The 19,825-nt window shown below is 74.1% G+C and carries 18 protein-coding genes; 1 reads left to right on the top strand and 17 read right to left on the bottom strand.

The window, feature by feature from the left end; all coding sequences use genetic code 11:
* Positions 1-17: 17 nt before the first annotated feature.
* From npdG to O7633_RS32825, 11 genes are all read right to left on the bottom strand, one after another.
* On the bottom strand, positions 18-680 hold the full coding sequence (npdG, locus tag O7633_RS32875; RefSeq protein WP_282325200.1) for an NADPH-dependent F420 reductase: 663 nt from the start codon (positions 678-680) through the stop codon (positions 18-20).
* Complete coding sequence (locus tag O7633_RS32870; protein ID WP_282325199.1) at positions 677-1,015, bottom strand: VOC family protein; 339 nt, start codon at positions 1,013-1,015, stop codon at positions 677-679. The genes npdG and O7633_RS32870 overlap by 4 nt, the downstream gene beginning before the upstream one ends.
* Positions 1,012-1,995, bottom strand: coding sequence for an LLM class flavin-dependent oxidoreductase (locus O7633_RS32865; RefSeq protein WP_282325198.1), 984 nt, complete (start codon positions 1,993-1,995; stop codon positions 1,012-1,014). The genes O7633_RS32870 and O7633_RS32865 overlap by 4 nt, the downstream gene beginning before the upstream one ends.
* A gap of 9 nt (positions 1,996-2,004) precedes the next feature.
* Positions 2,005-2,976, bottom strand: a complete 972-nt coding sequence (locus O7633_RS32860; protein ID WP_043963097.1) for an enoyl-CoA hydratase/isomerase family protein — start codon at positions 2,974-2,976, stop codon at positions 2,005-2,007.
* A 9-nt stretch (positions 2,977-2,985) separates the two neighbouring features.
* The gene (locus O7633_RS32855) at positions 2,986-3,984 is read right to left on the bottom strand and encodes an LLM class flavin-dependent oxidoreductase (protein WP_282325197.1); all 999 of its coding nucleotides are present in this window, start codon (positions 3,982-3,984) and stop codon (positions 2,986-2,988) included.
* Positions 3,981-5,567 (bottom strand): class I adenylate-forming enzyme family protein, encoded by a 1,587-nt coding sequence (locus O7633_RS32850; RefSeq protein ID WP_282325196.1) that lies wholly within the window; start codon positions 5,565-5,567, stop codon positions 3,981-3,983. The genes O7633_RS32855 and O7633_RS32850 overlap by 4 nt, the downstream gene beginning before the upstream one ends.
* Positions 5,564-6,571 (bottom strand): LLM class flavin-dependent oxidoreductase, encoded by a 1,008-nt coding sequence (locus O7633_RS32845; protein WP_282325195.1) that lies wholly within the window; start codon positions 6,569-6,571, stop codon positions 5,564-5,566. The genes O7633_RS32850 and O7633_RS32845 overlap by 4 nt, the downstream gene beginning before the upstream one ends.
* Entirely contained in the window at positions 6,568-7,653 is a 1,086-nt protein-coding gene (locus O7633_RS32840) for an LLM class flavin-dependent oxidoreductase (protein ID WP_278136398.1), read from the bottom strand. The genes O7633_RS32845 and O7633_RS32840 overlap by 4 nt, the downstream gene beginning before the upstream one ends.
* Positions 7,654-7,740: 87 nt before the next feature.
* Positions 7,741-8,793, bottom strand: a complete 1,053-nt coding sequence (locus O7633_RS32835) for an acyl-CoA dehydrogenase family protein (RefSeq protein WP_282325194.1) — start codon at positions 8,791-8,793, stop codon at positions 7,741-7,743.
* A gap of 13 nt (positions 8,794-8,806) precedes the next feature.
* Entirely contained in the window at positions 8,807-9,958 is a 1,152-nt protein-coding gene (locus O7633_RS32830; protein WP_282325193.1) for an acyl-CoA dehydrogenase family protein, read from the bottom strand.
* A gap of 33 nt (positions 9,959-9,991) precedes the next feature.
* A complete protein-coding gene (locus O7633_RS32825) occupies positions 9,992-11,539 on the bottom strand; it encodes an AMP-binding protein (RefSeq protein ID WP_282325192.1) in 1,548 nt (515 codons plus the stop codon).
* Positions 11,540-11,619: 80 nt separating this feature from the next.
* Here O7633_RS32825 and O7633_RS32820 point away from each other — a divergent pair, with 80 nt between their 5' ends.
* The gene (locus O7633_RS32820) at positions 11,620-12,591 is read left to right on the top strand and encodes an MBL fold metallo-hydrolase (RefSeq protein ID WP_282325191.1); all 972 of its coding nucleotides are present in this window, start codon (positions 11,620-11,622) and stop codon (positions 12,589-12,591) included.
* An 18-nt stretch (positions 12,592-12,609) separates the two neighbouring features.
* On the opposite strand, the gene O7633_RS32815 is transcribed toward O7633_RS32820, so the two are convergent.
* From O7633_RS32815 to O7633_RS32790, 6 genes are read right to left on the bottom strand one after another with little or no spacing between them, the layout of a single operon-like run.
* Positions 12,610-14,217, bottom strand: a complete 1,608-nt coding sequence (locus O7633_RS32815) for an AMP-binding protein (RefSeq protein WP_282325190.1) — start codon at positions 14,215-14,217, stop codon at positions 12,610-12,612.
* Positions 14,214-15,779 carry an AMP-binding protein gene (locus O7633_RS32810; protein WP_282325189.1) on the bottom strand — a complete coding sequence of 522 codons (1,566 nt, stop codon included), beginning with the start codon at positions 15,777-15,779 and terminating at the stop codon, positions 14,214-14,216. The genes O7633_RS32815 and O7633_RS32810 overlap by 4 nt, the downstream gene beginning before the upstream one ends.
* Positions 15,779-16,276: a VOC family protein gene (locus tag O7633_RS32805; protein WP_282325188.1), complete on the bottom strand. Its 498-nt coding sequence runs from the start codon at positions 16,274-16,276 to the stop codon at positions 15,779-15,781. The genes O7633_RS32810 and O7633_RS32805 overlap by 1 nt, the downstream gene beginning before the upstream one ends.
* 31 nt (positions 16,277-16,307) lie before the next feature.
* Positions 16,308-17,228: an SDR family NAD(P)-dependent oxidoreductase gene (locus O7633_RS32800; RefSeq protein WP_282325187.1), complete on the bottom strand. Its 921-nt coding sequence runs from the start codon at positions 17,226-17,228 to the stop codon at positions 16,308-16,310.
* A complete protein-coding gene (locus O7633_RS32795) occupies positions 17,225-18,409 on the bottom strand; it encodes an acetyl-CoA acetyltransferase (protein ID WP_282325186.1) in 1,185 nt (394 codons plus the stop codon). Before O7633_RS32795 ends, O7633_RS32800 begins: the two co-directional genes overlap by 4 nt.
* Positions 18,399-19,820, bottom strand: a complete 1,422-nt coding sequence (locus tag O7633_RS32790; RefSeq protein ID WP_282325185.1) for a zinc ribbon domain-containing protein — start codon at positions 19,818-19,820, stop codon at positions 18,399-18,401. Before O7633_RS32790 ends, O7633_RS32795 begins: the two co-directional genes overlap by 11 nt.
* Positions 19,821-19,825: the final 5 nt, after the last annotated feature.

The raw sequence follows: 19,825 nt of genomic DNA, 5'->3' as shown, positions 1-19,825 counted from the left end.
ACCCGCGCCGGGCCCGGTCACACGTCGGTGACGCGCAGGCCGGCGTGCGCCCGGTAGCGGCGGTTGACCGAGATCAGGTTGGCCGTGAACGCCTCCACCTGGTGGGCGTTGCGCAGCCGCCCCCCGTAGACGCCGCGCACCCCGGGGATGACGGCCGCGAGGTCTCCGACGAGGTCGGTGGCCGCGCGGTCGTCGCCGAGCACGAGCACGTCGGTGTCGACCGTGTCGAGGTCGGGGTCCTCCAGCAGCACGGCGGAGACGTGGTGGAACGCGCCGACCACGGTCGATCCGGTGAGGATGGCCGCCGCCTGCTGGGCCGCCGAGCCCTCCGCGACGGGGAGGGCGTACGCGCCCTGCCGGTCGAAGCCCAGCGGGTTGACGCAGTCGACGACGACCTTGCCGGCCAGCACCGGGGCCAGCTCGGTGAGCAGCTCGGCGTGGCCGTCCCACGGGACGGCGACCACGACGATGTCGCCGGCCGCCGCCGCGTCGGCGTTCGCCGCGCCCCGGACCCGGCCGGGCAGCACCGCGGCGGTGCTCTCCGCGCGTGCGGCGTCCCGCGAGCCGAGCACCACGTCGAGCCCGGCCGCGGCGAAGCGGCGGGCGAGGCCGCGCCCCTGCGGGCCGGTGCCGCCGAGCACGGCGACGGTACGGCCGCGAAGCGCGTCGCTGACGGTCATGCCGGGTTCCTTTCGTAGACGACGAGCGGGTTGCCGCAGGGGTCGACGACCACCGCCCGCCGCTCGTGCGGGCCCGCCTGCGGGGCACCGGCCGTGGCGCCGGCCGCCACCAGCCCGGCCAGGCAGGCGTCCAGGTCGTCGACCTGCACGCTGAGCAGGGTCCGCCCGGCGACGGGCTGCTGGGTGGCGTCGGCGAGGCCGACGGTGACGGTGCCGTCGGTGACGGCGGCGTACCGGTCGCCGTCGCGGAACCGCACCGTCAGGCCGAGGGCGGTGTAGAAGGCGAGCTGGGCGTCCAGGTCCCCGGCGGGGACGATCACGTGACCGATCCTCACGGGCGGAACCTCGGCATGACCTCGCGGGCGAACCGCTCGACGATCTCGATGGAGCGCTCGATGGGCAGGCCGAGCCACTGGGCGCGGAAGACGAAGTGGTTGTAGCCGGCGTCGGCGAAGTCGCGGATCTTCGCGGCGATGTCGTCGGGCGAGCCGAAGAACAGCGCCTTCTCCTTGATCGCGTCCCATTGCGACTCGAAGAAGTCCATGCCGTACTGGACGTACTCGCCGTAGGAGCGGCGCACCGCGTCGCCGGCCACCGCGAAGGCCGCCTCCGCCGAGTCCGCGACGCACAGGTCGCGGTGGATCGGGAACACCGCGCCGTCCTCGCCGAAGCCGGCCGCCCGGCGCTGCTCCCGGTAGTCGGCCAGGTTGCCGACGGCCCAGTTGCGCCGCACGTTCGACGGGGCCAGCCACGGCAGGCCCTGCCGGGCGATCCGGGCGATGCCCGTCGGGCCGTTGGCCCCGACCCACACCGGCGGGTGCGGGCGCTGCACGGGCAGGACGCTGCACCGTACGCCGTCGAGGGCGAAGTGCTTGCCCTCGTGGTGGACCGTCTCCCCCGTCCACAGCCGCTGCATCACCGCGAGGGCCTCGTTCATCCGCGACACGCGGGTGCGCCGGTCGATGCCGAACGACGCGAACTCGACGTCGCGGTAGCCGGAGCCGATGCCCAGCACGAACCGGCCGCCGGACAGCTGGTCGATGGTCGCGATCTCCTCGGCCCAGTGCACCGGGTGGCCCAGCGGCAGGATGAGGATGCCGGTGCCGAGCTGCATGGTCCCGGAGTGGTCGACGAGCCGGCTCAGCAGCGGCAGCGGCTGCGGCGTGCGCAGCGACGACAGGTAGTGGTGGATGCCGAACACCGAGTCGTAGCCCAGGTCGCGGACGTGCTGGACGTACTCGACGGTCTCACCGAGGCGTCGGCCCAGGTCGTCGCCGGGGGCGTACTGGTGGTCGAGGAGGATGCCGAACCTCACGCCGCGCGCCTACTCTTCCCGGGACCGGGTGTCGCTGAGTCGGAAGTAGGGCGCGACCAGCCGGTCCCGGTCGGCCAGCGCCTGGGCGATGCCCTTCTCGCGGCGCTCCTTGAGGAAGTTCCAGTCGCCCTCGTCGAAGCTGACGTTGGTGGCCCAGCCGTGCCCGACCCAGCCGGTCATCGCGCCCAGGCCCTTGCCCCGGGCCTCCATGACGACCTGCATCATCGACTTGCCCATCATCAGCGAGTCCAGCGGCATGACCGCGATCGCGTCGGCGTAGTCGTCGACCCACTTCTGTAGCTCGTCGCGCTCGACGACCTTGGTGACCAGGCCCTTGCGCTCGCCCTCCTCGGCGCCGATGGCCCGCATGGTCAGCATGACGTCCTTCATCGTCGTCAGGCCGACCTTCTCGATCCAGTGGTACATGTCCTGCGGGGCGGGGCCGAGGTAGCGGAACGCGGGGTGGGTGAACCGGGCGTCCGGGGAGGCGATGACGATGTCGGCCGACAGCGCGATCTGGAAGTGGCCGCCGTAGCAGTAGCCCTGCACCTGGCAGATGGTCGCCTTCAGCGACTCGATGATCGGACGGGTGAAGCCGGAGCTGAGCACGTTGCGGTCGGGCAGGATCCGCTGCCGCTGCGCCGGCCGCCGCCGCGACGCCTTGTCGGTGCCGGTCCGGTAGCCGATGTAGTGGCCCAGCTCGGCGGCGTCCGCGCCGGTGCCGAAGTGCTCGCCCTCGCCCTTGAACACGATGACCTTGACCCGGTCGTCGGTCTCGGCCTCCCGGACCAGGTCGCCGACCCGCTCGAACGCGGCCACGGGGATGGCGTTGAGCCGCTCGGGGCGGTCGAAGGTGATGGTCGCGACGGACCGTTCCTCGTCGACGTCGTAGCGGACGTACTTCGCGAGGACCTCGGGGTCGACCTCCATGTTCTCGACGTCCCACTGGTGTTCCAGAAGCTCGGCTTCGGTCTTCTTCACGGCGGTTCCTTAGGTGGCGGGGGTGCGGAAGGCGGGGATCACTTCGGTGGCGAACAGCCGCAGCGAGGCGCGCAGCTTCTCGGTGGGCATGCCCAGCCACCCGGGACGGAAGATCAGGTGGTCGAAGCCCAGGTCGCGCAGGGCGGAGATCCGTTCGACGAGGAACTCCGGGGAGCCCAGCAGCAGCGTGTTGCGCACCAGCTCGTCGAATCGGTCCCGCTGCCAGCGCAGCGCCGGGTACTCGGCGTACGTCGAGTACTCGACGCGGGCGTGCGGCAGCGCCTCCTCGACGGCCCGCTCGGTGGTCGGCGCGCAGTACAGCTCGACGCCGACGGGCCGCTGCACGGTCGCCGGGTCGCGGCCGTACTCGGCCAGGGCCTCGTTGTAGACGGCCAGGTGCTCGGGCAGGAAGCGGCGGCTCGGGGAGTTACCCGGGGCGTACCAGGCGTCGCCGAGGCGGGCCGCCCGGCGGACGGCCTTCTTGCCGCCCGCGCCGATCCAGATCGGCGGCCCGCCCGGGGTCAGCGGGCGCACCCCGATCGTGGCGTCGGTCTGCGGGTAGAACTCGCCCTCGTGGGTGACGGGCTGCCCGGTCCACAGGGCCCGGATGAGCCGCAGGCTCTCGTCGAAGCGGCGGAACCGGGTCTCCGGGTCGATGCCGAACGCGGCGAACTCGTTGTCGCGGTAGCCGGCGCCGACGCCGAGGACCACCCGCCCGCCGGAGAGGTGGTCGAGGGTGGCGAACTCCTCGGCGACGTGCACCGGGTGGAACATCGGCAGCAGCAGGATGCCGGTGCCGAGCAGCATGTCGCCGGAGCGCGGGATCAGGCTGGCCAGCATGGAGATCGGCTGGGGCGTGGCCAGGTTGGACTGGAAGTGGTTGATCGTCCACACCGAGTCGTAGCCCAGTTCGGCGGCCAGCTCGACGGTGCCGAACAGGTCGTCGAGGTGGGCGCGCAGGTCGTCGCCGTGCGGGTACTGGTGCGACGCCATGATGCCGAACCTCATCGGCTTCCTCCCTCCTGCGACACGGCTGCCGCTCTGCCCGCCTCCGGCAGGGGTGCCGCCGCGCGGCTGGTCTTGCCGGTGGTGCTGCGTTCCAGGGCGGGCACGAACTCGACCCGCCGGGGGGTCTTGAAGTGGGCGAGGCGGTCCCGGGCGTACGCGACGACGGCGTCGGCGAGGTCGGCGTCGGTGACCGCGGCGTCGGCCTCCCGCACGACGAGCGCCACGGGGATCTCGCCCAGCCGGTCGTCGGGGCGGCCGAGCACCCGCACGTCGCGCACGAGCGGGTGCTCGCGCAGCACGTCCTCGATCTCCTCGGGCCACACCTGGAAACCGCCGCACTTGATCATGTCGCGCTTGCGGCCGACGAGGAACAGGACGCCGTCGGCGTCGACGTAGCCGATGTCGCCGGTGTGCACCCAGCCGTCGCGGACCAGGTCCCGGGACGCCTCGGCGTCGTCGACGTACCCCCGGGTGAGCGCGGACCGGACGACCACCTCGCCCGACGAGCCGGTGGGCAGGGCCTCGCCCGCGTCGTCGCGGATCTCCAGCTCCACGCCCGGGTAGACCCGCCCGGCCGACCCGGGCTTCCACCGCCCGGCCTTCATGTCCCGGCCGGTCCAGCCGGCGATGTGCCCGGCCTCGGTCGAGCCGTAGTTGACCAGGATCGGCACCCGGTAGCGCTCCTCGAAGGCGCGCCGCACCGGCCACGAGATCGCCTGCCCGGCCACGAGGACGGACTTGACCCCGTGAAACGGCAGGTCCCGCTCGGCGTGCACGATGTCGAAGACCATCGTGGGCAGCAGGAAGAGGTTGTCGAACGCGAACCGGTCCATCAGGCCGGCGAGCCGGTCGACGCCGAAGCGTTCCCAGACCACGGCGGCCCGCCCGACGAAGTACGCGAACAGCAGCGAGTGCTGGCCGCCGCTGTGGAACAGCGGCAGGGCGATGAGGTTGGGGGCGGCGTCGGGCGCGGCGGTGCCCTCGGCGTCGGTGCCGGTGCTGACCCGGGCCAGCCGCCCGAGCGACTCGCGGGTCCCGCCGTGGGTGACGCTGACCGCCTTCGGCCGCCCGGTGGTGGTGCCGCCGGTGAACAGGATGCACGCCTCGGCCTCGGGCGCGACGTCGACCGCCGGCACCCGCGCCTCGTGCCGCCACGGCAGGGCCGCCGCGCCGGCGAGCGGCTCCGCGACGCTGCGCACCGGCGGCGCGTCCCCGGCGGCGGCGAGGAACTCGGCGACCACGTCGGGGCGGCGGTCGTCGACGAGCAGCAGGCGCGGGTCGGTCTTCGCGACCGACTCGGCCAGCTCGGCGGCGTTGTAGAGGCTGCTCACGGTGACCGGGACCGCGCCGACCTTCCACGCGCCGAAGAGGAAGAAGACGATCTCCGGGCCGTTGGTCAGGTAGCAGGCGACGCGGTCGCCGGGGCCGACGCCCTCGGCGCGCAGCGCGGCGGCGACCCCGCCGGCGAGCAGGTCGATCTGGTCGAACGTCCACGACCGCCCGTCCTCGCCGTACAGGCCCGGCACGTCGGGGCGGTCGGCGCAGCGCCGGTCGAGGATGCGGGCGAGGTTGCCGGCGCTCATCGGGACGCCTCCCGTGTGGTCGGTGCGGTGTCGACGCGCGCGATGACCTCCGCGCCGAAGCGGGCGAGCTGCTCCATCGCCTCGTCCTGCCCGGCGCCGACGAACTGGTGGCGCAGGGAGACCTCGGTGATGCCGAGGTCGGTCTCCCAGCGGCGCAGCTTGTCGACGATCTCGTCGGCCGACCCGACGAGGCAGTCCTCGGCGAGGTAGCGGTCGAGGTCGAGGGACTGGGCGTCGTCCCACGACCTGTAGCCCGCGTACTGGCGCTCAAGGTGGGGGCGGACGGCGGCGACGGCGGCGGCGTAGCTGTCGCCGAGGTACGCCTCGCGGGTCATCGGGTACTCCCGGTCGAGGGCGAAGCCGCGCTCGGCGAGGTCGGCGCGGTAGATGCCGAGCAGCCGGGCCAGCTCGGCGTCGTTGCCCTTGGGGCCGATGAGCCACGGCGCGTCCAGCCGGGCCGCCCGGCGGATCGCGGGCTCGGCGAACGCGCCGATCCACAGCGGCGGGCCGCCGGGCTGCACGGGGCGCAGCGCCAGGGACGCGCCGGGGACCTCGCCCCAGCTGCCGGCGAGATCGACCGTCTCGCCGTTCCACAGCGACCGCAGCGTCGGCACGTACTCGCGCAGGCGGCGCAGGCGGTCGTCCCAGGCGACGCCGAAGGCGGCGGTCTCCCGCTTGCGGTAGCCGGCGCCGATGCCGACGGTCAGCCGGCCGCCCGAGAGCACGTCGAGGGACGCGAGGTCCTCGGCGAGCGCGACCGGGTTCAGCAGCGGCGCGAGCAGCACCCCGAAGCCGATGCGGACCCGCGAGGTGGCGCGGGCGAGATAGCCGGCGAGCGGGATCGGCTGGACGAACGCCGACCGGGCCAGGTAGTGGTGGCCGAGGTAGACGGTGTGGAAGCCGGCCGCCTCCGCGGCGGCGGCCTGGGCCAGCACGCCGTCGATGCCGTCGACGGCGGAGGCCGACGGGTCGAACTGGGCGCTGAGGAAGCAGCTGATCCTCACCCGACGACCGCCTCGGTGACGGGCGGGGCGACCGGGGCGGCGTCGGCCTGCTCCTGGGCGCGGAAGTGCGGGATGACCTTCTCGGCGAACTCCTCCATCGACCGCAGCGCGGCCCGGCGGTCCAGCGACGGGATCCGCAGCCAGCCGATGTAGTGGTTGATGCCGAGCTGTTCGCGCAGCATCTCGATGGTCTCGATGACCCGCTGCGCCGAGCCGAAGTTGCCGCCGTGGGTCAGCGTCTGCTCCAGGGTCAGCAGCTCGATGTTCTTCGCGACGGCCGCGTAGTAGGAGCGTTCCTGTTCGATGGCCTCCTCCGAGCCGGGGATGACCTTGCCGACCGACTTGTAGTAGTTCATCGCGGCCAGGGCGGCCTCCCGCAGGCCCTCCTCGCCGTCGCCGCACCAGACCTGCTGCATGAACGGCAGTTCGTAGTCGGCGATGTCGAACCCGTTCTCCCGCATGCTCTGCCGGTAGAGGCTGAAGTTCTTCTGCATGATGCCCAACGGCGTGAAGTTCGGCGAGGTGATGATCGACTCGCCGACCGCGCCGCGCTCGCGGAAGCTGTCGGGGGAGACGGTGCCCTGGAGGATCGGCGGGCCGCCGGGGGTGTGCGGGCGCGGGTAGGTCGTGACGTTGTCGTAGTGGAAGATCTGGCCGTGGTAGGAGAAGTTCTCCTGCGACAGCGCCAGCCGCAGGATCTCCAGGGTCTCCTGGTAGCGCTGCTTCGACTCCTCCAGGGGGATGCCGAAGCCGGCGAACTCGGCGGGCTGGTAGCCCCGGCCGACGCCGATGCGGACCCGGCCGCCGCTGAGCACGTCGAGGGCGGCGATGTCCTCGGCCAGGCGCAGCGGGTGGTGCAGCGGCAGCACGAGGACGGCGGTGCCGATGGTGATCCGCCGGGTGCGCTCGGCGACGGCCATGCCGAAGTTCACCGGGCTGCCGAGGATGCCGTACTTGGAGAAGTGGTGCTCGGCCAGCCAGATCGAGTCGAAGCCCAGCTCGTCGGCCAGCTGGATCTCGTCGAGGGTCTCCCGCAGCACCTGGTGGTCCGATGTGCCATCGCTCACCGGAAACAGGTTCATGATTCCGAACTTCACGGCCTCTCCTCGTTTATTCCGACCAGCCGGTATGTTACTGCCGTGCTAGATGGCCTGCAAGGGTTGCGCAGGTCAGGCCGCTGCGGTGCGCCCGGGAACGGGCGACTCGCCGACCCGCGCGCCGACCCGCAGCTCGCCGGCGCGACGCCGGTGCCACGAGCCGCGCCCGAGCCGGGCGTCGAGCACCAGCGCCCGGCGCAGGAACAGGTGCGGGTCCGCCTCCATCGTGATGCCCATCCCGCCGTGCACCTGGATGCACCGCTCGGCGGCGAAGACCGCCGCCCGCCCGGCCGCGGCCTTCGCCGCGTGCACCTGGATCCCGGCGTCGGGGCGGCCGGTGTCGACCGCCCACGCGGCGTACAGGGTCAGGTCCCACGCGGCCTTGCGCGCCGTGGCGGCCTCCGCGAGCTGGAACGCGACCCCCTGGAACGAGCCGATCACCCGACCGAACTGCCGGCGGGTGCGGGCCTGCTCGGCGGCCAGGTCGATCGCGCCCTGCGCCACCCCGCACAGCTCGGCGGCCACCACCAGCGCGGCGCGCCGCACGCCCGCCCCGGCGGGCGACACGCGGCCCGGCGCGGCCACGGTGACGTCCGACAGCGGCACCGACGGGTCGACGGAGTCCCGCGCGGCGACCCCGGCCGCCTCGGCGGTCCAGACCCCGTCGGGGCCCAGGACGGCGACGCCGTCGGCCTGCGCCGCGTACGGCACCAGGGTCCGCACCAGCGGATCGGGCGAGACCCCGTCCGCCCAGCCGGAGCCGCCCGGCACGTCGACCGCGCAGGTGAGCACCCGGCCGCCGGAGAGCACCTCGTCGGGCAGCGGGTCGGGCCGGTCACCGCCGCAGAGCAGCTGGACGGCGGCCGCGTGCGCCGGGAACCGGCTCGGCACGAGCCGCTCGCCGAGCGCCTCGACGGCGACCAGCAGGTCGATCAGGTGCGATCCGACGCCGCCGGCGGCCTCGGGCACGCCGAGGAGGCCGAAGTCGCCCAGCAGCGGGCCGTCGCAGGCCGGGGCGCGCCACGGGCCCGTCAGGGCGTCGCGCGCCCGGGCTTTCTCCCCCGCCGCGAGGGCGGCGACGGTGTCGCCGATCTCCCGCTGCTCCGGGGTGAAGGTTGCTCGCATGTGGCCACTCCGCTCAGCGCGAGCGGGGCAGGTTCAGCACCCGCTCCGCGAGGATCGACTTCTGGACTTCCTCCGTGCCTCCCTCGATGGTGTGGGCGCGGGCACGCAGGTAGCGGCGCATCCGGGCGGCGGCCCCGTCGCCGTCGAGCAGCACGCCGCCGGCCTCGTCGAGCTGCACGGCGAGGCGGTTGGCGTTCTGCACCACCTGCGCCCACAGGCTCTTGAGCGCCGACGTCTCCGGGCCCGGCACGCCGCCGGCCCGGCTCTCGCCGAGCATGCGCATCGACCCGATCCGGACCGCCTCGGCGTCGCAGTGCAGCGCGCCCACCGTGTCGAGGAACGCGCCGTCGTCGGCCACGCCGCGCGCGACCGCGAGGTCGACCACCCGGTCCACCGCCTGCCGGGCCCACACCCACAGGTTGAGCGCCATGCTGCCGCGCTCGAAGGCCAGGGTGGTGAGCGCGACGGTCCAGCCGTTGCCGACGCCCCCGAGCACGTCCGAGTCGGGCACGAAGACGTCGTCGAGGAACATCTCGTTGAACTCGGTGTCCCCGTTGATCATTTCCAGCGACCGGACCGTGAAGGCGTCCATCGGGGCGAGGAAGTAGGTGATGCCCCGGTGCTTCGGCGCGTCGGGGTCGGTGCGCGCCAGCAGCAGGCACTTCGACGCGTTGTGCGCGTTGGACGTCCAGATCTTCGCCCCGTTGACGCGCCACCCGCCGTCCACCCGGGTCGCGGCCGTGCGCAGGCTCGCCAGGTCGGAACCGGAGCCGGGCTCGCTGAAGCCCTGGCACCAGTACGTCTCGCCGCGCAGGATCCCGGGCAGGTGCCGGGCCTGCTGCTCGTCGGTGCCGTGGGCGATGATCGTGGGCCCGGCCAGCATCATGCCGACCCCGTTGAGCGGGTACGGCGCGCCGCGCACGGCGGCCTCCTCGTTGAAGACGGCCTGCGCCAGCGAGTCCAGGCCCCGGCCGCCGTGCGCGGTCGGCCACGACAGGCCGGCCCAGCCACCGGCGCACAGCCGGTCCTGCCACACTCGCGACCAGTGCTCGCGCTCGTCCTGCGACAGCTCCTCCTGGTCGGGCACGTCGGCCAGCGCCTTGTCGAGCCAGTCGCCGACCTCGCGCCGGAACGCCAGGTCGGCGTCGCTGTCAGCGAAGTCCATGCCCATCCCCCACCGGGTCGTCGTCGATGCCGGTCACGCGGAGAGCTCCTCGGAGCGCGTGAGCCGGGCCTTGTAGAGCTTGCCGTTCGGGTCGCGCGGCAGCGCGTCGCGCACCACGTACGACACCGGGCGCTTCGGCTTGGCCAACCGCTGCGCGAGGTGGTCGCGCAGCGCCGCCACGGCCGCGTCGGCGTCGGGCGCGGCGTCGGCCAGCACGACGTGCGCCTGCGGCACCTCGCCGAACTCCTCGTCGGGCGCCCCGATCACGCCGGCGTCGACGACCCAGTCGTGTTCCAGCAGCGCCGCCTCGATCTCGGCCGGGTAGACGTTGACGCCGCCGACCAGGATCAGCTCGGCCGCGCGGCCGGTGATGTAGAGGAAGCCGTCGGCGTCGACGTGGCCGACGTCCCAGACGGTCATCAGGCCGTCGCGGCGCGCGCCGTCGGTCTTGCCGGGGTCGTTGTGGTATTCGACCCGGTCGTCGCCCTGGCGCATGTAGACGATGCCGGTCTGCCCGACCGGCACCTCGTTGCCCAGCTCGTCGAGGATCTTCAGGGTGGAGATCGAGGCCGGGCGGCCGACCGTGCCGGGGTGGGCGAGCCACTCGTGGGGCCGCGCGACGGTCGTGCCGACCTCGGTCGAGCCGTAGTACTCGTAGACGACGGGGCCGAACCAGTCGAGGATGCGCTGTTTGACCTCGCGGGGGCAGGGCGCCGCGCCGTGCAGCACGTAGCGCAGCGAGGAGACGTCGTAGGCGTCGCGCACCTCGGCGGGCAGTTGCAGCAGCCGGTAGAAGTGGGTCGGCACCATGCTGGTGCCGGTGACCCGCTGCTCGTGGACCCGCCGCAGGAAGCCCTCCGGCGTCCAGCCGTCCATCAGGACCAGGGTGCCGCCGGCGTGCAGCGCGCCCATGGCCGGGGTGATGTTGGCCGAGTGGTACATCGGCGCGGACACCAGCCAGGACGCGAACGCCGGGCGCTCCATCCCGAACTCCTTGAACAGCCAGACGTACGTCAGCGCGCCGGTGTCGGCGTCGACGCCGCTGAGCGGCCGCTTGACGCCCTTCGGGCGGCCGGTGGTGCCCGAGGTGTACATCATCAGGGAGCCGGCCGGTGTGTCGTGCGGGCTCGTGTCGGGCATGCCCGCGGTGAGCGCCGACAGCGGGCGGGCCCGGTCCGTGCGGGGCGTGCCGTCGACGAACACCTCGATGTCGGGGGCGGCCCCGGCGGCGGCGACCACCACGTCCTCGACGCGGGCGGAGCCGACGACCACCTTCGCGCCGCTGTCGGCGAGGATGTAGCCGACCTCGGGCGCGGTGAGGTGGTAGTTGAGCGTCACGAGGTAGAGCCCCGACTGCATCGCCGCGAGATAGAGCGCCACCATGCCGGCGCTGTTCGTCATGACCGCCGCGACCGTGTCGCCGGGCCGGAGGCCCGCCCGGGTGCGCAGGCCGTGCGAGATCCGGTTCACCTCGGCGAACAGCTCGCCGTAGGAGATCCGCCGATCGTCGGCGGTCACGATCGCGCACAGGTCCGGTTCGGCGACGGCCCACAGCCGAAACCCCGTCCGTTCCTCGCTCATCGGACTCCTTGAATTAAATTCCGACCATCCGGTATGTTGTTGTCACACAGTAAGGGAGCCGTCCGACGATGTCCATACCCGTGAGCGACGCACACGCCGCCAGCTACCGCGCCCGCCAGGTGCCGGACCCCGTCCAGGTCGTCGACGGCGTCTGGGGCGTCCCGATCCCCCTGGACGGCAGCGCCCTGCGCTACGTCACCGTCTACCTGGTCGACACCGGCGACGGCCCGGTCCTCGTCGACGCCGGCTACGACCACCCGACCTGCTGGGCGTCGTTCCAACGGTCGGTCGAGTCGCTCGGCCACCGGGTCGAGGCCATCACGACCGTCCTCCTCACCCACAACCACCCCGACCACGTCGGCTTCGCCGCCCGCCTGCGGGAGGTCTCCGGGGCGCGGATCGTCATGGGCCGCGCCGACGACTTCGCCACCGCGCACCGCACGCGCGGCACCTTCCTCGCCCAGCTCCGCGCCGCCCTCGACCTCACCGGCGCGCCGGCCGACGTCGTCGACGGCATGTACGCCGACGCCGTCGCGGTCGCCGAGCACCACGAGACGCTGCGGCTCGACGTCGCCCTCGACGCCGACACCGAGTTCCGCTTCGGCGACGTGACCATCCGCGCCGTGCCCGCCCCCGGGCACACCTACGGGCACACGGTCTTCCACGACACCCGCGGCCTGGTCTTCACCGGCGACACGATGATGGCCGAGGGGCCGACCCAGCTCGCGATCGTGAGCCGGCCCGACGACGACCCGGCCGGCGACCTGTTAGGCACCCTGGCGCGCATCCGCGGCCTCGGCGCGACCATCGCCTGCCCCGCCCACCAGTTCCCCTACCGGGACGTGGCGGCGCGCGCCGACGCGCTCGCGGCCTTCCACCGCAGCGAGGTCGACCGGGTCCGGGACCTGGCCGGCGACGGCCTCGACGCGTGGCGGCTGGCCCCCCGGATGCCGTGGCGCAAGCCGTGGGACGAGCTCGGCCGGGGCACCCGGCGCTTCTCCCTGATGCACACCCTCGCCCTGCTGCGGCACGTGACCCGCGCCGCCCGGTAGGCGTCGGCGGCCGGTGCGTCAGCCGCGCCCGGGCTCGGCGTACGCCCAGTCGGGCCGCAGCCCGGCGCGCAGCTCGCGCAGGGTCCGCTTGAGCACCTTCCCCGACGGGTTCGTCGGCAGCTCCGCCACCAGGAAGACCTCCTTCGGCACCTTGAACCGGCCGAGCCGCCGCCGGGCGTACGCGATCAGGTCCTCGGCCCGAAGCCCCGGCCGGCCGACGACGAACGCCACCGGCACCTCCACCCACACCGGGTGCGGCGCGCCCACCACCGACGCGGCGAGCACGAGCGGGTGCCCGGCGAGCACGTTCTCGATCTCGGCGCTGGCGATGTTCTCCCCGCCGCTGCGGATCATGTCCTTGAGCCGGTCGCGGATGTAGAGGTAGCCGTCGGCGTCGAGGCAGCCGATGTCGCCGGTGTGGAACCAGCCGTCGCGGAACGCGGCCCGCGTCGCCTCCGGGTCGTCGAGGTAGCCGGGGCTCACCTTCGGCCCCCGCGCGACCACCTCGCCGTCCTCGCCGGCCGGCACGTCGCGGCCGTCCGGGTCGACCACCCGCACCTGGACCCACGGCACCGGCAGGCCCACCGAGCCCTGCTTGGACTCCTGGTGCGCGGCGTCGAGGTAGGTCAGCCCGCTGCACGTCTCGGTGAGGCCGTAGCCCTCGATCAGGCGCGCGTGGGGGAACAACCCCCGCGCCACGGCGAACAGCGCCGACGTCACCTGCGAGTAGATCACCCAGCGCACCGAGGACAGGTCGGCCGCGACGCCCGTCGCGCGGCGCAGCATGTCGAGCATCGTCGCCGCCATCACCATGCCGGTGATCCGTTCCGCCTCGATCGCCCGCAGCACGGCCGCCGGCTCGAAGCGCCGCAGCAGCACCATCGCGCCGCCGACGTGCCAGATGCCGTAGCCGGGCAGGTCGGTGCCGCCGACGTGGTAGAGCGGGGCGAAGTTGAGGATCCGGTCGCCGGGGCGCAGCCCCAGCTCCACGATCTGCGCGTGCATGTTCATGTTCACGTTGCCGTGGGTGAGCAGCACGCCCTTGGGCAGGCTGGTCGTGCCGGAGGTGTAGACGATCCGTTGCAGGGCGGCGTCGTCGAGGTCGGCGTCGGCGACCCGGACCCCCCGGTGGGCGTCGATCAGCGCCCGCAGGTCGAGCCAGCCGTCGCCGATCGGTTCGAGGGCGAACCGGCGCACGCCCGCCGGGCCGGAACCGCCGTCGGCCGGCGCGGCGTCGGCCGGCGCGGCCCCGGTCAGGGCGGCTTCGGTCAGCGCGGCCTCGGTCAGGGCGGCGAACTCCGGGACGGTCGCGACCGCCTGGACCCGGGCGTGCGCGAGCAGCCGGGCCAGCTCCCCCGGCGTGAGCCGGTAGTTCAACGGCACGAACACCGCGCCGAGCTTCGCCAGCGCCAGGGACAGGATGAGGAACTCCGGCACGTTGTTCGCCACGATCGCCACCCGGCTGTCCCGGCGTACCCCCTCGGCCGACAGGCCCGCGGCCAGGGCGTTGACGTCGGCGTCGAGCTGCCGGTGGGTCCACCGGCGGCCCTCGAAGACCAGCGCGTCGGCGTCGGCGAAGCGCCGGGCGTTGCCGGCCAGCATCGCGGCGATGTTCGCGGTGCTCACCCGGCCACCGCCGGGCGCGGGGAGCTGCGCTCCGGTGGTGGCGTGCCGGTGCTGCCCTGGCGCAGCAGCGTCTTGAGGACCTTGCCGGAGTCGTTGCGCGGCAGCGCGGAGACGACCTCGACGTACTTCGGCACCTTGTACCGGGCCAGTTCGGCCCGGCAGTGCCCGCGCAGCTCCTCGGCGGCGGTGGCCGCGCCGTCGCGCAGCACGACGAACGCCTTCGGCACCTCGTCCCACTGCGGGTCCGGCACGCCCACGACGGCGACCTCGGCGACGTCGGGGTGCCGGGCGAGGACCCGTTCGATCTCGGCGCTGGCGATGTTCTCCCCGCCGGACTTGATCAGGTCGGCGCGGCGGTCGACGAACCACAGGTAGCCGTCGGCGTCGATCCGTCCGACGTCGCCGGTGAGGAACCAGCCGTCGCGGCGGGTCCGCCGGTTGGCCTCGTCGTCGTTCCAGTAGCCGGGCGAGACCTTCTCGCCGCGCACGACGATCTCCCCCGGCACGCCGGGGGCGACGGGCCGGAAGTGCTCGTCGACGATCCGGATGTGCACGCCGGGGAACGGCGCGCCGAGCGCGCCCAGCTTCGCCTCCTCGTGGGCGGCGTCCATGTAGCAGACGCCGTTGCACAGCTCGGTCATGCCGAAGGTGTCGACGAGGCGCACGTGCGGCAGGCGGCGCTTCACCTCCCGCCGCACGCCCGGCGCGACGCCGGCGAAGAGCAGGTAGCGCAGCGCGGCGAGGTCCGGCGGGTCGGGCAGGTCCAGCACGCCGAAGAGGATCTGCGCGGCCAGCACCATGCCGGTGATGCGTTCCTCGGCGGCGATGCGGGCGATGTCCGCCGCCTTGAACGTCGGCGTGAGCACCATCGTCGCGCCCGCCACGAACGTCGCCAGCCCCGGCGCCTCCAGCCCGCTGACGTGGAACAGCGGCGCGGAGACCAGGATCCGGTCGGCGGCGGTCAGCTCCAGTTCGAGGACCTGCGCGAGGTGGTTCGCGGCGAGGTTGCCGTAGGTGTGCACGACCCCCTTGGGCCGGGCCGTGGTGCCCGAGGTGTAGAGCAGCCGGTGCACGTCGGCGGGGCCCTTCTCGGCGTCGGCGACCCGCACGCCGGCCGGCTGCCCGGCGAGCAGGTCGGCCAGCCGCCGCGCGCCGCCGACGACCCGGTCGCCGTTGGCGACCAGGGTCCGCAGCCCGGCCGCGGTCGCCAGCCGGTCGGCGTCGTCGGCGAAGTCGTCGTCGTAGAGCAGGCCGGTGACGCCGGCCTGGTCGAGGACGTACGCCTGCTCGTTGACGTGCAGCCGCCAGTTCAGCGGCACCGAGATCGCGCCGATTCGGCTGAGCGCGAGCAGCTCGATGACGTAGGTGGCGGTGTTGCGGCCGAGCACGCCGACCAGGTCGTCGGCGGTGATGCCGGCGGCCAGCAGCGCCGCGGCGTGCCGGTCGACGTCGGCGTCGAGCGCGGCGTACGTCCAGCGGCGGTCGCCGTCGACGAGGGCCTCCCGGTCGGCGCGGCGCAGCGCCTGCCGGCGCAGGTGCTCGGTGACGTTGCCGGCGGCCATCAGTTGCCGCCGCCGTCGCGCCGCCGGGCCAGGATCTCCTCCCGGGACGGCAGCGACACGAACTCCAGCAGGTTGCCGTCGAGGTCGCGGGCCGCGAACGCGGTGATGTGGCCGTAGTTCTCCAGCAGCACCCGGTTGGGGGCGGTCAGGCAGTCGGCGCCCAGCTCGACCAGCCGCTGGTGCAGCTCGTGGATCTCGTCGAGCGGCACCTCGAAGCTGAGCAGGAAGGGCCCCAGCTCCAGGTGGCCGCCGGTCGCCGTCCGGGTGGTGACGCCGTTCCACTCGATGAGTTCGAGCTGGCCGACGCGGCTGGGCCCCTGGAGGTACTGGACCTTCCCGGTGGTGCCGGCGGGCAGGCCCAGCGACACCTCGATCCCGGGGCCGCCGACGTCGGTACGCAGCGTCCTGCGGTAGCCGAGGGCCCGCTCGTAGAAGTCCGCGGCCCGGTCGACGTCGGAGACGGTGATGGCCACGTGGTGCACTTCGCTGACCGGCATGGTGACTCGCTTTCTGGGTTGTCCGCGCGGCTCAGGCGGCCGGTCCGGTCGGCCCGGCCAGGACCCGCTGGATCAGCGTGACCTCGTCGGCGCCGCTGTCGGGCACGACGAAGTCGTCGAGCCGGCAGATGTCGTCGATGGACCCGTCGATGTCGTCGGGGGTGGCCGGCTCGGGCCCGCCGTACCAGCCCGGGGTGACGCCCAGGAAGATCCGGCCGACCCGGCCGCCGCCGACGGTGAGGATGTGCCGGTTGATCCGGCACCGCTCGGAGGCGAGGTACGTGGCCACGGCCGCGACGTGCCGCGGGTCGAACCGGTCGGCCAGGTCGCCGAGGAGGTTCTCGGTCATCCGGGTCGCCGCGGTGGGCGCGATCGCGTTGACCAGGATGCCGTGCCGGGCGCCCTCCAGCGCGAGGACGTTCATCAGGCCGACCAGCCCGGCCTTCGCCGCGCCGTAGTTGGCCTGGCCGAAGTTGCCGAACAGCCCGGACGACGAGCTGGTCAGCACGATCCGGCCGTAGCCGCGCTCGACCAGGTGCGGCCAGGCGGGGCGCAGCACGTGGAACGCCCCGGCGAGGTGCACGTCGAGCACGGCGGTGACGTCGTCGTCGCCCATCTTGGCCAGCGTCCGGTCCCGCAGGATGCCGGCGTTGTGGATGACCGCGTCGAGGCGGCCGTACGCGTCGACGGCGCGGCGCACCAGGTTCGCGCCGCCCTCGGCGGTCGCCACCGAGTCGGTCGAGGCGACGGCGGTGCCGCCGGCCGCGCGGATCTCGGCGACGACCTGCTCGGCCGCGCCGGAGGAGCCCGACCCGTCGACCGCGCCGCCGAGGTCGTTGACGACGACCGACGCGCCCCGCTCGGCGAGGCTGAGGGCGTGGGCCCGGCCGATGCCGTTGCCGGCCCCGGTGACGACGACGACCCGGCCGTCGAGGGTGACCCGGGCGCTCATCGCTCGTTCCCCAGGACCGCCACGAACGCGACGCAGGAGCCGGGCTGCCCGCCGAGGTTCTGCGCGACCGCCAGCCGGGCGTCGGGCACCTGCCGGCTGCCGGCCTCGCCGCGGAGCTGGGTGAAGCACTCGAACATCATCCGCAGCCCGGTCGCGCCGATCGGGTGGCCGAACGACTTGAGGCCGCCGTCGGTGTTGACCGGCAGCGCCCCGTCGAGGTCGTAGCGGCCGTCGAGGATGTCGCGCCAGCCCTTGCCGCGTTCCGAGAACCCGAGGTCCTCCATGAGCACCACCTCCGTCGGTGTGAAACAGTCGTGCACCTCGGCCAGGGAGATCTGCGTGGCCGGGTCCGTGACGCCGGCCTGCTCGTAGGCCTGCCGGGCCGCCGCGACCACCTCCGGGAAGGTGGTGAAGTCGTAGCCGTCGGTGGCCAGCCCGGCCCCCGACCCGGCGACGAAGCCCATCCCCCGCAGGTAGACGGGCCGGTCGGTGTAGCGGTGGGCGTCCTCGGCGCGCACGAGGATCGCGGCGGCGGCCCCGTCGGAGACACCCGAGCAGTCCATGACGCCCAGCGGCCCGGCGACCCGCGGCGAGTTCTCCACCGTCTCGGCGGTCACCGCCTTGCGGAACTGGGCACGCTCGTTGCGCGCGCCGTTGGCGTGGTTCTTCACGGCGACCCGGGTCAGGGCGTCGCGCATGCCGCGCGCGTCCACCCCGTACGCCCGCTGGTAGGCGGGGACGAGCAGGGAGAACCCGCCGGGGGCGGTCCAGTCGACGTCGGTGCCGTCGGCGGGCGGGTAGACGGCGGACAGCCCCGAGTAGGAGGAGTCCTTCAGCTTCTCCACCCCGGTCGCCATGACCACGTCGTACGCGCCGGACGCGACGGCGTACGCGGCGTTGCGGAACGCCTCGGAGCCGGTGGCGCAGTAGTTCTCGACGCGGGTGACGGGCTTGCCGGTCAGCCGCAGCGGCCGGGCGAGGGTCTGCCCGGACAGGCCCGAGCCCTGCGTGCCGACCCAGAACGCGTCGACGTCGTCGAGGGTGAGCGCGGGCGTCGACCCGACGCACTCCCGCACGGCGTCGACGAGCAGGTCGTCGGCCGAGGCGTGCCAGTGGTCGCGGAACGGGGTGCAGCCCATCGCGACGATCGCGACGTCGTTGACCGTGCGCCTACTGGCCATCGGTGGTGTCCTTTCCGGGCGGGGCGTCCTGGGGCGTCGGGCGGAGCTTCCAGAAGTAGTTGTGGATCGCGTCGGTGGTCCACAGCCGCCGGAAGGTCGGCGTCATCGCCATGCCCACGGTGACGTCGGCGGGCGCGACGTCGGTCGCGTAGGCGCTGAGCCGGCCGCCGCCGTCGACGTCGGCGACGACGACCGCGACCTCCGGCTCCGGCATGGTGGTCAGGTGGTCGCGGGTCACCGACACGACCCGGGCGGTGCGCTCGCGCAGCGAGACCTTCCCGGTGGCGTCGGGCGTCGCGGCGATGCCGCAGGCGGCGCAGGCCCGGCCGGGGGGCGTGGTGACCGCGCCGCAGGCGTCGCACCGGCTGGCCTCCAGCCGGTACTTCCAGCCGGCGCGGCGGCGCATCGGCGGGGCCGCCGGGGCGGGTGCCGCCGGCCGGGCCGGGCCCTGCACGTCGAGCAGCCCGCGCCAGCGCAGGTAGCGGCCGTAGCCGAGGGGCTGGCGCGCGGCGAGCTGGTCGCGCACGGACGGGCCGCCGCGCGCCGCGCGTACCCCGTCGCCGACGCGGAGGACGAACGCGTCGGCGCCCTCGGTGGCCGACAGCAGCAGGATCGTCTGGCCGGGACGGGCCTCGTCGAGCGCGGCGGCGAGCAGCAGCCCCGGGTGGGCGGCCCCGGTGAAGCCGGTGGCCCGCTCGGTCGTCGCGTCCCGGCCGTCGCCGCCCAGCGCCCGGCGCAGCGCCGCCGCCGCGCGCGGGTTCGACGAGGAGACGACGACGGTGTCGACGGCGTCGAGGGACGCCTCGGCCAGGGCGCGGCGGGCCGCGTCGAGGCCGGCGGCGGCGAGGACCTCGGCGGTGAACCGCTCGTCCCAGACCCGGTCGTGCCGCTCCCCGGGCAGCCGCCAGCGGTCCAGGACCTCGGCGGTGCGCCCGGCGCGGGCCAGGAGCGCGGCGGCGGCCGGGCCGCCGCCGACGAGGCCGACGGCCGCGTCGCCCTGGGCCAGCTCGTCGGGCGCGCCGGGGCGGGTGGTGCGCAGGTCGGCCAGGGCGGCGGTCGCGCCGGCCCGGACGACGAGGTCGAGGGCGGTCGCGCCGCTGCGGTGCCCACGCAGGTCGACCGCGGCGATCCCCGGGTCGAGACCGAGGGCCTCGTGCGCCACCCCGGCGGAGGTCTTCGCCTCGTACGGGGCGTTGGTGGTGGCGAACAGCAGTTGCCGGCCGGGCCCGGTGGCGGCGGCGACGTGGCGCAGCGCCTCGACGGCCATCGTGACGGTGTCCTCGTCGAACGCGGCGACGCCCCGGGCCGGGCCGCCGGGCCGGGGCGGCGTCGTCGCGTCGAGTCGGTTGTCGGCGAGCACGTACGCCGGGAGGTAGGCCGCGTAGGCGTCGATGCCGGGCTGCTCGGGCATGGGTG

The organism is Micromonospora sp. WMMD712 (assembly GCF_029581295.1).
Lineage (GTDB): Bacteria > Actinomycetota > Actinomycetes > Mycobacteriales > Micromonosporaceae > Micromonospora > Micromonospora carbonacea.
This window is presented reverse-complemented; position numbering and strand designations above follow the sequence as displayed.

Coding starts and splice junctions, on each gene's coding strand:
- npdG (WP_282325200.1), bottom strand. CDS start 680: ATGACCGTCAGCGACGCGCTTCGCGGCCGTACCGTCGCCGTGCTCGGC.
- O7633_RS32855 (WP_282325197.1), bottom strand. CDS start 3,984: ATGAGGTTCGGCATCATGGCGTCGCACCAGTACCCGCACGGCGACGAC.
- O7633_RS32850 (WP_282325196.1), bottom strand. CDS start 5,567: ATGAGCGCCGGCAACCTCGCCCGCATCCTCGACCGGCGCTGCGCCGAC.
- O7633_RS32840 (WP_278136398.1), bottom strand. CDS start 7,653: ATGAACCTGTTTCCGGTGAGCGATGGCACATCGGACCACCAGGTGCTG.
- O7633_RS32835 (WP_282325194.1), bottom strand. CDS start 8,793: ATGCGAGCAACCTTCACCCCGGAGCAGCGGGAGATCGGCGACACCGTC.
- O7633_RS32830 (WP_282325193.1), bottom strand. CDS start 9,958: ATGGACTTCGCTGACAGCGACGCCGACCTGGCGTTCCGGCGCGAGGTC.
- O7633_RS32825 (WP_282325192.1), bottom strand. CDS start 11,539: ATGAGCGAGGAACGGACGGGGTTTCGGCTGTGGGCCGTCGCCGAACCG.
- O7633_RS32810 (WP_282325189.1), bottom strand. CDS start 15,779: ATGGCCGCCGGCAACGTCACCGAGCACCTGCGCCGGCAGGCGCTGCGC.
- O7633_RS32805 (WP_282325188.1), bottom strand. CDS start 16,276: ATGCCGGTCAGCGAAGTGCACCACGTGGCCATCACCGTCTCCGACGTC.
- O7633_RS32800 (WP_282325187.1), bottom strand. CDS start 17,228: ATGAGCGCCCGGGTCACCCTCGACGGCCGGGTCGTCGTCGTCACCGGG.
- O7633_RS32795 (WP_282325186.1), bottom strand. CDS start 18,409: ATGGCCAGTAGGCGCACGGTCAACGACGTCGCGATCGTCGCGATGGGC.
- O7633_RS32790 (WP_282325185.1), bottom strand. CDS start 19,820: ATGCCCGAGCAGCCCGGCATCGACGCCTACGCGGCCTACCTCCCGGCG.